This window comes from Marinobacterium lacunae, assembly GCF_000705555.1.
Lineage (GTDB): Bacteria > Pseudomonadota > Gammaproteobacteria > Pseudomonadales > Balneatricaceae > Marinobacterium_D > Marinobacterium_D lacunae.
This window is the reverse complement of sequence record NZ_JMQN01000050.1, coordinates 41,797-54,780: the sequence shown is the minus strand read 5'-3', so window position 1 is coordinate 54,780 and position 12,984 is coordinate 41,797. Positions and strand designations below refer to the sequence as shown.

Below are 12,984 nucleotides of genomic sequence, written 5' to 3'. Positions count from 1 at the left end.
AAAAGGGATTCACAAGGCGCGAACTGCCCTCGTTTCAATTGACTTTGCAGGGGCCTGAACCCATGCTTTGCCTGTTAAATACCGGCAGGCTGGTGCCTGTATAACCGTAAGTAAAACATGCCTTCAGGGGCGTGGACAAGGAATCGAGGACCTGTAAATGGAAAGCTTCTGGGATATCTACATTGTGCCTTGGGCTATCAATATAGCGTTGGCGTTGGCGATATTCTTCGTCGGACGCTGGCTGGCCAAGCATCTGGTGAATTTGATTGCACGGATGATGCGGCGCGCGAAGACCGATGAAATGCTGGTTAATTTCGTCTCGTCCATTGTGAATGTGCTGTTGTTGCTGTTTATCATTGTTGCGTCGCTTGGACAGCTCGGCATCGATACCACTTCGCTGATAGCGTTGGTCGGTGCTGCAGGCTTGGCGATTGGCCTGTCGTTGCAGGACTCACTTAAGAACTTCGCAGCTGGTGTGCTGCTGATAATCTTCCGTCCCTTTAAAGAGGGTGATTTTGTCGAGGTCGCGGGTGTGGCCGGGATTGTCGAGCACGTGGCTATTTTCAATACGGTCATGCGCACCGGTGATAACCGCGAGGTTATCGTGCCCAATGGCGGGATCTATGCCGGTGTCATTACCAACTATTCCAAGCGTGAAACCCGTCGTGTCGATATGGTGTTCGGCATCAGCTATGACGATGATCTGCGCAAAGCGAAGGATATTCTCAAGGGGATTCTTGATGAGGATGACCGTATCCTGAAGGATCCTGCGCCGGTGGTTGCAGTGGCAGCCTTGGCTGATAGCAGCGTTAACTTTAATGTTCGTCCCTGGGTCAAAACTGCAGATTATTGGGCGGTGTACTGGGATGTAACCGAGCAGGTCAAACTGCGCTTTGATGAAGCAGGCATTACTATTCCGTATCCTCAGTTGCAGGTGCATACAAACAGCGCCAGTAGCGAAGAGTGATCGAGTACCCCCTTTCTTGAAAGGGGGTATTTTTTGCCTGTATCTTCCTGTCAGCTTTTAACCGGGGCACCTGATCGACCGAACTCATCCGTACGTGTTCAGTGCTTGGGGGCTGATTGTGTTTGTCTGTGGACACTCAATGGCCGCAATTTTCGTGGCAGGAGGGTTTGTCGGCAGGTGGCACAGGGTCTATCCCACCCTCGCTAAAGGGGTGGCATCTGAGAATACGCTTAATGCCCAGCCAAAGCCCCCTGATCGGCCCATGAGTTTCGATCGCTTCCAGTGTGTAATGTGAGCAACTGGGGTAAAAGCGGCAGTTACTGCCAAGTACCGGGCTTATCAAGTACTGGTAGGCTTTAATGGGTAGTTTGAGTAGCTGAATGGCGAGGTTGCGAAGGCGTTTCATGGCGCTCATCTTTGTTGTGCTAAGAGGCAAGATAGCGCGATATGAACTCCGCAGCCACTAATGCGGCTGCGGGGATCGGACGATAGCCCAGCTATCAGGCTGACTGTGACTGAAGAGTTCGTGTTTGTTCGAGCAGTTCGAGGGTGCTCAGCGTGTAGGCGCGAATGCGCTTGAGCATCTCGGGGTTGTCATTGAGGGATTCGCCGTAAGAGGGAATCATCTCCTTGATGCGCTCTTTCCAGTCGGAGTTGCCGCGGTGTTTGATAAAGCATTCTTCGATGATGTTGATCATCGTGCCGACGGCAGTCGACGCGCCTGGCGATGCACCCAGCAAGGCGGCAATGGAGCCGTCTTCTGCAGTGATCACTTCGGTACCGAACTCAAGCTTGCCGCCCTTGTCTACATCCTTCTTGATAATCTGCACCCTTTGGCCTGCGTGAGACAGGGTCCAGTCCTCATCCTTGGCGTCCGGGAAGAATTTGCGCAGCGCGTCGACACGGGAGTGGTGAGATTGCATGACTTCGCTTATCAGATAGCGGGTCAGATCCATGTTGTGCACGGCGACGGAAAGCATCGGCTTGATGTTACCGGCTCGAATGCTCATCGGCAGGTCGAGGAAGGAGCCCTGCTTGAGAAACTTGGTTGTAAAGCCGGCAAACGGGCCAAACAGCAGGGCGCGCTGGCCATCGATAATACGCGTGTCCAAATGGGGGACAGACATTGGTGGCGCGCCGATTGGTGCTTTCCCATAAACCTTGGCCAGGTGTTTGTCGACGATTTCGGGTTTTTTGCAGACCAGCCATTGACCGCTTACCGGGAAGCCGCCGTAGCCTTCACCCTCTTTAATACCTGATTTCTGCAGTAGTGGCAGGGCTCCGCCACCGGCACCGAGGAAGACGAACTTGGTGTTGATCGTTTCGCTTACGCCCGTTTCGGTGTTCTTGAGCTCCACATTCCAGCTGCCGTCGCTCTGCTTATTCAAATCTTTGACGATTCGGCTTAGTAGTAGGTCAAAGCCGGGTTGTGTGCCAAGGTGCTTGGCCATTGCTCGGGCAAGCTCACCAAAGTTCACGTCAGCGCCATACTGTACACGTGTCGCCGCGACTTTTTCAGCCGGGTCACGATTCTGCATGATCAGCGGCATCCACTCGCGCAGTACCTCGGCATCCTCGCTGTACTCCATGTCGGCAAATGCCGGATGGGCAGAGAGTGTCTCATAACGCTTACGCAAAAATGCGACATTCTCTTCGCCCCAGACAAAGCTCATGTGCGGTGTCGGGTTGATGAATTGGCGAGGGGAGGGAAGTGCGTTTTTGGAAACGAGATACGACCAGAACTGGAGGCTAACTTCGAACGCGGCGTTAATATTGAACGCTTTGGTCGTGTCGATGCTGCCATCGGGTTTCTGGGGGGTGTAGTTCAATTCACAGTAGGCTGCATGCCCTGTGCCCGCGTTATTCCAGCCATCCGAACTTTCGTGGGCGACATAGTCCAGTCGTTCGACCATGCAGATCTGGATTGATGGATCGAGCTGCTTGAGCAGCATCCCGAGGGTCGTGCTCATTGCACCCGCACCGACAAGCAACACGTCGACAGATTTATTAGTCATATGAGTTCGCCAATTGATAATAAACAATGGGATTCAACACGACCCCTGACTGAGGCTTTTGGCCTCGTAAACGGGAGGGCTGGACGCCGTCAACCGTCGTTCAGGTATCGTCTTCCGAACTGAACGCCTGGGTTATACTGCCATCAGGCGCAGTCGGGGTGGATGCCAGAAACGCTGGCTCTCTAAAAGCAGTTTTCTCAGCATTCGTTGCGTTGAGTCATCAGAACGAGCGCTTTATCACGGTTTTCTTAATTATTTTGTCATTGCTTTGTTGTTGCGCAGCATTATAGGGATTCGGCGAAGGATTTAAACCTGCGAATGCAGGGTGAATGACAGGCGGCGCGGCTTCTGGTTGCTGTATGGCCGATGGAATGAGGGGTTGGCAGTGTTATACGACTTTCGTAGCCATGACCAAAGTCTGAAGGGGAGAGTGTCGCCGCTCGGTAGCCGACGACACGCCTTCTGGCTTAGAGTTGCTCTTCAGCGTACTCGGCCAGGCGAGAGCGGAAGATGCCTTCGAAGTGGATGCTGGCGGAACCCTCGAAGCCGCGGAATCGTTCCACTATATACGTCAGACCAGAAGTCAGGGCTGTCAGGTAGTTGGAGTCGATCTGTGCCAGGTTGCCAAGGCAAACCATCTTTGTGTTCTTGCCGCAGCGGGTCAATATCGTTTTGAGCTGTTGAGGCGTGAGGTTTTGCGACTCGTCGATCAGTACGATTGCATTCTGTATGCTGCGCCCGCGAATAAAGTTCAACGACTTGAACTGTATGTTGGCCTTCTCGATTGCATATTTGACACTGCTTTGTGGGCGTTCATCGTTTTCGTGCATCGCCTCCAGGTTGTCATTGATCGAGCTGAGCCAAGGGGTCATCTTCTCCTCTTCGGTACCGGGCAGAAAGCCGATGTCCTCGGCGACCGGCGGCGTCGAGCGTGTCACGATGATCTTGTTGTAGCGACGCTCCTCTATAACCATCTCCAATGCGCACGCCAGCGCGATCAGTGTTTTACCCGAGCCCGCAGCACCGAGCAGTATGCTGAGGTCGATGTCGGGGTCTAGCAGCGCCTGCATGGCAAACGCCTGTTGCAGGTTTATCGGCTGAATGCCCCAGCAGCTCTGCTGCATAAGGTGTTCATACCCGAGGTCAAGTAGGGTGACCTTATCTTCGCTGACGCTAACCGTACGCGCTGCAAAATCCTTGCTGTCGTCATAGATAAATTCATTTGGATAGGTGTCCGGCAGCAACGCGCGGTCTACGCGGTGATACGTTTTTCCGTCTTCCTGGAAGCTGTCGACCTGTTCAACCCCTTCCCAGAAAGGTTTTTCCATATGCTTGTGGCCGGCGGGCAACAGCTCGATATCTGAAACCAGCTGATCGGTACGGTAGTCCTCTACGCGCTGGAGTCCCGCGCCAAGCGCTTTCAGGCGCATGTTTATATCTTTGGTCACCAGAATAACCTGGCGATGAGGATAGGTCGCTTGAAGGTGCAAGGCGCAATTGATGATCTTGTTGTCTTTGTTGCGCTCGTCGGGAAGGAAGCCCTGTCGGCTAGTAAGCTCATGATCCGGGAAGATAGACAGGTGGCCGAGCTTAATGGGCCGGTCCTTGCCCTCTAGCTTGATCTGGACGCCTTTGGTTATTTGGCTGGCATCCCTCGCCGTGCTGATGATGTCGTCAATTGCGCGGATCGCTACGCGAGCTTCCGCGGCGACGTTTTTCTTTCTGTCCTTTATGTCGTCCAGTTCTTCGAGAACAGTCATCGGGATCGCGATATCCTGCTCCTTGAACTCGTACAGACACTTGGGGTCGTGAAGTAGAACGTTGGTATCGAGGATATACAGCTTGGACGCAGTCATCAGGTATGTTCCTTCTGCGGAGGGCTATGAAACCAAAACTAATTCAATGGCCTTCTCTTTACAATCGTTGCGGACAATTTGTCATTCTAAGTGACTGTTTTTCACGCAGTAGTAGCCAAATTCGTAATGACGGTTCATATTGGAGGGGCAGGTCCTTTCTCCGGAAAGGCGTTTTCCGGAGTTGCGGAGCTGTACGCATTAGCCTGCACAGGGAGGTCGTTATGATGACCGAAGCTTTTGTTAGTGCCAGTGTGAAGCCGCTGGATAGCCTCGATATGCTTTCTCCGCATGAAGTCGCCAAGCTTCAGGATAAAAGTCAGGGGGGGCTGTATCGGCTGTTGCGACAGTGTGCGCTGGCAGTTTTGAACTGCGGTAGCGAGTTGGACAGCACACGCACGGTGCTGGAGCGCTACCGTAACTTCGATATCCAGATCACCCAGAAGCACAGGGGGGTACAACTCAACCTGATCAATGCTCCCTCCAGTGCTTTTGTTGACGGCGAGTTGATACAGGGTATACGTGAGCACCTGTTTTCCGTCGTGCGTGATCTTTTGTATGTAGAGGACGAGTTCAGCGTTTGTTGCGATGATCTGGAGCCATCGGCGATGGCGACCAATATCGTATTTCATTTGCTCCGTCATGCCGATGCGTTGCATCCACACGTCAAACCTAATCTGATGGTCTGCTGGGGCGGTCACTCGATCAACCGGCATGAGTATGAGTACACCAAAAAAGTTGGCTATGAGCTGGGTCTGCGGGGCTTGAATATCTGTACCGGCTGCGGTCCCGGTGCGATGAAGGGGCCCATGAAGGGGGCTGCGATCGCGCATGCGAAACAGCGCATACCTGCCGCAAGATACGTGGGTATATCGGAGCCCGGTATTATTGCCGCCGAATCGCCCAACCCGATCGTGAATGAGTTGATCATCATGCCGGATATCGAGAAGCGACTGGAGGCCTTCGTACGTCTTGGCCATGGTATTGTGGTGTTCCCCGGTGGCGTCGGGACCGCCGAAGAGATTCTCTACATGCTCGGAATTCTGTTGCGTGAGGAGAATGGCAAGATTCCATTTCCGTTTATTTTTACCGGCCCAGAGGGCAGTGAAGAGTACTTCGAGACGGTTGATCGTTTTATCGCCGAAACACTGGGCGAGCGGGCGCGCAACATGTATGAGATCATCGTGGGTGATCCGCATGGAGTTGCGGTGCGCGCGAAAGAGGCGCTCAAGGACGTGACGGCTCACAGACGGGCCACGGGAGAGGCATTCCATTACAACTGGCAGTTGCATATCCCGCCGGCTTTACAGCAAACCTTCGAGCCGACACATGCCAATATGGCCGGGCTCAATCTGTCGCGTAATCAGCCTGACTATGAATTGGCAGCCCAGCTGCGTTGTGCCTTGTCTGGCATTGTGGCAGGTAACGTCAAGGAGCCGGGTATTCAGGCCATAGAACAGTTCGGCCCATTTGAGTTGCACGGTGAAGAGTCGGTCATGGAGTCTTTAGACCGGCTTCTGAGTTCGTTCGTGGATCAACGACGCATGAAAATCAACCACGAGGACTACAAGCCCTGCTTCAGGCTGGCGCGGCCGAAAGGCGAACAGACTGGTACGTGAAGAAGCATCATCCCGGCTGCTTCAGCGGCCGGGTGACGCGCTGGTGGCGTATCAGTGTTCTCATGTAATCCACAGTTCCTGGAAGAGGTGCAGTGCCCGAGAGGCCGAGGCCTGAAAGGTTTTGGGCAATATTTTCAGGAAACAAAAACTCCGGGGCGATGTTCAGTTCACTGATCTGGAGCTTTCTCTCTACGCTGTTGCAAAGGCGTGCGTCATTGGAAAACAGTGTGAAAGCCATAGCGAAACCGGACCGGTTAAGTTCGTCGATTGTGCGTTCCAGTTCATCCCGATTGAACTTTATCAGGTGCAAAATCGGCGCTTCCACCTGCTCCTGTAGTTCATCAATTGTGTAAAGTCGCAGTAACGTAGGGGGGATGAAGTAACCCTCTTCGAGTTCGCTTCTGAGCTCTGGTTGGGCGATCAGGCGGCCCTTGGCTCTGAAACGCTCGATATGGAGATAGGCTCTGTCCATCCGCTCTCGGGATAAGACCGGCCCTATGTCGGCGTCACGGGGTTCGGGCTTTCCAATTCTCAAAAATGTCAGTGCGTCGCTTAGCGACTGTTCGAGCTGTTCAGCAATGCCCTCTTCTATATACAGGATGCGAAGGGAGGCGGGGTGTTGTCCTGCAAAACAGAAAGCGGATTTTAGCAGGCGGGGCAACAGCTCCGAGATGTCCTGATCGACATCAATCATGGCCGCATGGAACCCGCCGGTATCGCTCATAAGTGGCAGCATCTGCGAACCAACCCTTTTGCTCAGCCGCCTATGAATGTCAATCGCATCCATGGGGCTGCCGCTAAACAAAACAGCTGCAAGGCGGTAGTCGTCAAGCAGGTATTTGCCGGTCGTTTCCATCGGGCCTGGCATGAGTGCTACGAGATCGGCAGGGAGTGCGGTCTGCAGCATGAGGCGAAACAGGGCCGAGCACACCAGTGAAGCTTGAGTGTCTGGTTTTAGTAGTATGGCGTTCCCAGTGAGTAGTGCGGCGCTGGTCTTGGAACAGAACTGAAGTATCGGTTGGTTCCAGGGTAGTAAGCCGAGCACTATGCCCAGAGGTAGGGGGAGCAGCTCGGAGTGAGCGCCCGTGCTGCTGCCGAGCGTTATGGGCGCCAGTGATTCTTCGATGTGAGTGAGATGTTGTCGGAGAATGCCGAGTGCTGCGCTTATTTCGAGTAGGGCGTCGTCTATTGTCTTACCGGTTTCGCAAGCACTCAGGGCCGCCAGCTCTATCCGGTGTTCAGATAGGAGTTGTGCAAAGGCTGAAAGGGGCTCGATACGCGCGCTCAAGGGGAGGCCGGCCCAGAGTCTCTGGGCTTCTTCGGCAACGGTGAAAGCGCTGCGTGCTTGTGCTTCAGTGGTGGCCGTCAGATCGCCAACGGTTGTGTCTATCGCCGCTGGGCAATACTTCTGTTCAGTCTCGTTTGTTGTGCTCTCCTGCCCGGATATGATCGGCGCTGCACGGTGTGGCGTTTCAGTGATGTTGTGTACGGCGTCGGAAAAACGGTTGTCGATGCTGTGGACGCCACGCAATGTACATGGATGTGACGAGAGGGCCTCAATTGCGTCGGAGGTGGGGCTGACGCTCGATACGAGTTCAACCCAGCCGGTCCAGTCATGGCTTCTGCACAGTGATGTGATTGCCGGTTGCAAGGTCGGGTCTGTGATAACCAGTTCTGGCACTAACCTGTCGCCGTATTCGCTCTCCAGAAACGCACAGGCTGCAGCAAAGTTCAGCTTGATTAATTCCTCTGAATCGATCAACGGGTCTGTCGATGAAGCGACATTCTTTGTCAGGCCTCTCTGGGAAATGCAAACCCTTAGCTTCTTGTTTTGCTCGCGTGCAAGTTTGGCAAGGTATCCCAGTATGGGCAGCAGTCGTTTCGATCCGGCGTTCAGGGCGATGGATAACCGACCCGAGGGCAGTTCCGGCATGAGGTGTGTTAGCAAGTCTAGCCAGAGTTCGAGCTCACCCTCTTCGGGTTCAGCAAGTTGTAATTGAACATGGTTGGTGACTGCCATCTGTGCCAGTGCAAACAGCTTGCGCAGGATGGACTCGAACGGTGCCTTAGAAGGTGTAACGGAGCAGTTGGGGTGGAGCTCCAGCGGAATGACGGGTATGCGGGTAAGCCCATGTTCCCGCGCTGCTTCAATGTCCTTTAGGTATACGTTGAACCGATGGTTGGCCTGAGCACTCGTCATGGGGATACAGGTAGGGCGGCGTCGATAAGCGTCGGGGAGTGTTTCCAGTGACTGTGTGTGGCTGCTCTGGGTGGCATAAAAGGTGAGGTTGAGGGCCGAGAGCTGCTCTCTGAGGTTCTCGCTATCACATAGGGCTGCTTGCTGAACGGCTTTTAATAGCTGCTGAGTCGTTAGCAGTCGGAACTCGTCCGAATAGTAGAGCGACAGCGGTAGCATAATGTCCCTTCCATGCCATGGAGTATGAAGCGTCAGTTTATCGGAATAGCCGTTAGAAGTGAGTTAGCATGTAAATGTAACCGCTGCCTTGAGATATGCCAGCATATGGCCAGGTTGATTTGACCTGTGTCGCTCTCAGGCAGTTGATGCAGCCCGAGAGATATAAATGGCTATGAGATACGGATTTAAGACGTTATATTAGCCCGATTTTCTGGCAAACGGCGGGTGGTTGGCTTTTGCGACGTAAGCTAGTAGTAACGTTGACGACCGTGCATGGCTCGCGGCAATACACATTAAATCAATTAGCGAAATATCTCGTGGCGGCCTTCCTGTTGATGGCGGGGCTGAGTTTTTTCGTCTCCAATCTGTTGCTGGTCAAGACAACTGACGAGCTTCTTGATCTTGAAGATTCTCATCAGCAACTGTCGGATCAGTACGAGCTGATTCTTGGTACGCAGCAGCTTTATAAAACAGAGCTCGATTCGCTCGGGGATGCGCTTTCCCAGTTGTCGGTTGAACGTGATCAGTTGGCTCAGCAGAATCATGTCATGGGAACCGAACTCGGTGATCTGGAGTCGATGTTAGGTGTGCTCGAAAACGATCCTGAGATGACGGCCCAAGAGCGGGCCGAGGTGGCCAAGGCGGCTGCACGTGAGCGACTGTTCATGCTGTACGGTATACCCAATGGTGTACCCATTCAGAGTGAGAGAATCTCTGATCGCTTCGGCATGCGCATGCATCCCATCCAGAAGAAAAGGGTCATGCACAGTGGTATCGACTTCAAGGCAGCGATCGGTACGCCTGTGTATGCCACAGCCGACGGTGTGGTCGAATTTGCAGGCTACAACAAGGGCAGCGGCTATGGGTATATGGTGCGCCTGGATCACAATCTGGGGTTTAGAACCGTATACGCGCATCTGCAGAAGGTGTTGGTCAAGCCCAGAGCTTTTGTGCACAAGGGACAGCAGATAGGCCTTAGCGGTAATAGCGGACGCTCGACCGGGCCCCATTTGCATTATGAAGTCCGACAGCTATATACCGCGCTCGACCCGGAGCCTTTCGTGAAATGGGGTCTGGATAATTTTGATTCAATTTTTACCGATGTCGAGGAGATCCCGTGGGAATCATTAAGCGCAATGTATCCGCTAAATCAAACCGCTCCTCAGTAACCATTATTGCTCAAGGCAACCGCTTTCACGGCGAGACCAGTATTTCTGGAAAGATGCATGTCGACGGGGAGTTCGAAGGCAGCATCGATTCCAGTGACGATATTTCGATTGGTAAGACTGGCCGAATTTGTGGTCGCATTCGTGCTCACGCGGTCAATGTCAGTGGTGAGCTTGAAGGCGAGCTGATCTGTGATTCTCTGCATATAGAACGCGGTGGCCGGGTCTGCGCCAACGTTTATTGCTCTACACTGTCGATAGATCCAGACGGCACATTCGTAGGGGAGCGTCATTTGCCGGGACAGCAGCACCGACTGACCTGGGATGTCGAAGCTCGGACCATGCCGGAGCCAGAGCCACTGTCTGACGCGCAGGATCTGGTGATTGATCTGGAAACCGGTTTGATCGACTCCTTGCCGGACCGAATCACATTGTCACGGAAATAGACGTTTCGGTGAGTTAAAGGGGAATAGCGCAATGTGTGAATTGCTCGGCATGAGCGCGAATGTGCCCACCGACATCTGCTTCAGTTTCGCAGGTCTTGTGCAGCGTGGTGGTGGCACTGGCCCTCATCGCGATGGCTGGGGCATCGCGTTTTACGAGGGCAGAGGCTTGCGCGCCTTTCATGATCCATTACCCAGTGCGGATTCGAGAATTGCCCAGCTGCTTGTCGCCTATCCAATCAAGAGCAAGGTTGTGATTAGTCATATCCGTCAGGCTAATGTGGGTGAGGTGAGCTTGGTCAACACCCATCCGTTCAGTCGTGAGCTCTGGGGGGTAATGTGGTGTTTTGCCCATAATGGCCAGTTGGACCGCCAATTGTTTGAGTGGCCATTGACCTACTACCGGCCTGCTGGCACGACCGATAGTGAATATGCGTTTTGCTGGTTGATGGATCAGATTCGCAGTCGCTTCCCCGGAGGCCCTCCTGAGGACGCCAATGTCCTTATCGACCTTGTTCATGAGTGTTGTGAAAAGTTAAGGGCGCTCGGCGTATTCAATATGCTGTTGAGTGACTCTGATCGCTTGTTCTCGTACTGTTCGACCAAGCTAAGCTGGATTACCAGACGGGCTCCGTTTGGCGAGGCGCATCTTTGCGATCGGGACATGTCGGTTGACTTCTATAAAGAGACGACGCCAAACGATGTTGTGACGGTCATTGCCACTGAGCCACTGACCGACAATGAAGAGTGGGCGCGATTAAGTGCCGGTGAAATGATTGTGTTTGCCGATGGTGAAGTGGCGCGTTTGGTCTCGACGTTGGGTGGGGCTAAGGATTGATTCGATTCGGTTTGGCTGAGCTGTTGAGTGATTTAAGCAGACGCTATGGCGATAAGTCTGCCGTTGGGCACTTGGGGCAAAGTATCAGCTTTACCGAACTTGATGTGCTTTCTCGACGCTTTGCTGCATGGCTTCAGCATCATACTGAGTTGGTGCCGGGCGATAGAATTGCAATACAGATGCCTAACTGCGCACAGTATCTGATCGTATTCTTCGGGGCTGTGCGTGCTGGGCTAGTAGTTGTAAACACCAATCCTCTTTTTACCCCCGAGGAGCTGGAGCAACAATTTAACGATGCCGATGTGTCCGCGTTAGTTGTTTACGAAGGCTTTGCCTGGCGTGCCGCACGCATTCTTCGGAGTACACGGATTGGTTGCGTCATCACGACCTCCATAGCCGACCTGCATCCTCGCTGGCGCCGCTGGGCCATCAATGCGCATGTGCGGATGCGGCGTGGAGCCAGTCCGCGCTATCGCTTGAAAGGTAGCGTGGCTTTGAGGCGTGTTTTAAGAGCAGAAAGCGGAAAACCCTGGACACAGCCAGAAGCGCAAGATCCGGCATTGGCAGTGCTGCAATATACCGGCGGTACCACGGGGCCCGCAAAAGGGGCGATGCTGACCCATGCCTCGCTTTTGGCCAATATCGACCAGATCCGGCAGCGACTGGAAGAGGCCGGCATCGAACGGCAACAGGTGGTTATGCAGCCTTTGCCGCTCTACCACATATATTCATTGACGCTGGTGCTCGCCATGCTGGCTTCAGGAAGCTATATCGAACTGATTCCAGACCCTCACGACCTGAAACAGCTATCAAGCGCGTTTGAGCGGGTAAGGCCGACCCTTTTTGCCGGTATTAACCCTCTATTTATAGCCCTGTGCCAGCACTCGGAATTTACCCAGCTTGACTTCAGCTCGTTGCGTTTGACCATTTCGGGGGGGATGGCGTTGACCGAGTCAGCAGCTCAACGCTGGCAAGATGTAACGGGATGTCAGGTGACCGAAGGCTATGGGCTGACGGAGTGTTCGCCTGTGGTCAGCGTCGCGACCCCCGGAAAAGGTGTTTTAGGTACTGTGGGGCGGCCATTACCGGGTACTGAAGTGCGGGTTGTTGGTGATGCCGGCGAGATTCTCCCAGTGGGGGAAAGCGGTGAAATACAGGTACGAGGCCCCCAAATGATGCTCGGCTACTGGAATCAGCCTGACGAGACGGCAAAGGTGTTGCGCGATGGCTGGCTGTCGACTGGCGATATCGGCCAAATTGATGATCAGGGGGCGATACGGATCATCGATCGTCGCAAGGAGATGATCAATGTGTCCGGCTTCAAGGTGTTCCCAAGTGAGTTGGAGAACATAATCAGTGCGCATCCCGATATTCTGGAGTGTGCCGTGATAGGGTTGCCGGACGAGGAGCGGGGAGAGGTCATAAAAGTGTACGTGGTTGCCAATAATCCGCGCCTGACGATGCGTGATGTCAGGGAGTATTGCCGGGAGCGCTTAACCTCGTACAAAGTACCGCGCAGTGTCGAGTTTTGCCGGACCTTGCCGAGAAACCCAATCGGGAAAATCCTCCGAAGAGAGCTGCGCGACAGAGCAATGCGCGAACAGCACTCCGTCTAGAAATGCCTTTGCTCTTAAATTTGCCCTGTCGCGTAGTGCACTGAGCTTGCG

At 53.7% G+C, this 12,984-nt stretch carries 10 protein-coding genes; 6 read left to right on the top strand and 4 right to left on the bottom strand.

Features of this window, described 5'->3' with window-relative positions; translation table 11 throughout:
• Positions 1–157: 157 nt before the first annotated feature.
• Positions 158–967 carry a mechanosensitive ion channel family protein gene (locus tag ADIMK_RS17525; RefSeq protein ID WP_036190904.1) on the top strand — a complete coding sequence of 270 codons (810 nt, stop codon included), beginning with the start codon at positions 158–160 and terminating at the stop codon, positions 965–967.
• 136 nt (positions 968–1,103) lie between these two features.
• On the opposite strand, the gene yidD is transcribed toward ADIMK_RS17525, so the two are convergent.
• From yidD to ADIMK_RS17515, 3 genes are all read right to left on the bottom strand, one after another.
• A complete protein-coding gene (yidD, locus tag ADIMK_RS21790; protein ID WP_081849845.1) occupies positions 1,104–1,373 on the bottom strand; it encodes a membrane protein insertion efficiency factor YidD in 270 nt (89 codons plus the stop codon).
• 94 nt (positions 1,374–1,467) lie between these two features.
• Entirely contained in the window at positions 1,468–2,982 is a 1,515-nt protein-coding gene (mqo, locus tag ADIMK_RS17520; protein ID WP_036190903.1) for a malate dehydrogenase (quinone), read from the bottom strand.
• A gap of 467 nt (positions 2,983–3,449) precedes the next feature.
• Entirely contained in the window at positions 3,450–4,838 is a 1,389-nt protein-coding gene (locus ADIMK_RS17515; RefSeq protein ID WP_036190902.1) for a PhoH family protein, read from the bottom strand.
• Positions 4,839–5,059: 221 nt separating this feature from the next.
• Here ADIMK_RS17515 and ppnN point away from each other — a divergent pair, with 221 nt between their 5' ends.
• Positions 5,060–6,454 carry a nucleotide 5'-monophosphate nucleosidase PpnN gene (gene ppnN / locus ADIMK_RS17510; protein WP_036190901.1) on the top strand — a complete coding sequence of 465 codons (1,395 nt, stop codon included), beginning with the start codon at positions 5,060–5,062 and terminating at the stop codon, positions 6,452–6,454.
• 7 nt (positions 6,455–6,461) lie between these two features.
• On the opposite strand, the gene ADIMK_RS17505 is transcribed toward ppnN, so the two are convergent.
• Positions 6,462–8,870 (bottom strand): aldehyde dehydrogenase family protein, encoded by a 2,409-nt coding sequence (locus ADIMK_RS17505; RefSeq protein ID WP_036190900.1) that lies wholly within the window; start codon positions 8,868–8,870, stop codon positions 6,462–6,464.
• A gap of 317 nt (positions 8,871–9,187) precedes the next feature.
• Here ADIMK_RS17505 and ADIMK_RS17500 point away from each other — a divergent pair, with 317 nt between their 5' ends.
• From ADIMK_RS17500 to ADIMK_RS17485, 4 genes are read left to right on the top strand one after another with little or no spacing between them, the layout of a single operon-like run.
• Entirely contained in the window at positions 9,188–10,039 is an 852-nt protein-coding gene (locus ADIMK_RS17500; RefSeq protein WP_231517078.1) for a M23 family metallopeptidase, read from the top strand.
• The gene (locus tag ADIMK_RS17495) at positions 9,988–10,482 is read left to right on the top strand and encodes a bactofilin family protein (protein ID WP_036190898.1); all 495 of its coding nucleotides are present in this window, start codon (positions 9,988–9,990) and stop codon (positions 10,480–10,482) included. Before ADIMK_RS17500 ends, ADIMK_RS17495 begins: the two co-directional genes overlap by 52 nt.
• A 31-nt stretch (positions 10,483–10,513) precedes the next feature.
• Entirely contained in the window at positions 10,514–11,317 is an 804-nt protein-coding gene (locus ADIMK_RS17490; protein WP_036190897.1) for a class II glutamine amidotransferase, read from the top strand.
• Positions 11,318–11,340: 23 nt separating this feature from the next.
• A complete protein-coding gene (locus tag ADIMK_RS17485) occupies positions 11,341–12,933 on the top strand; it encodes an AMP-binding protein (RefSeq protein WP_197027573.1) in 1,593 nt (530 codons plus the stop codon).
• Positions 12,934–12,984: the final 51 nt, after the last annotated feature.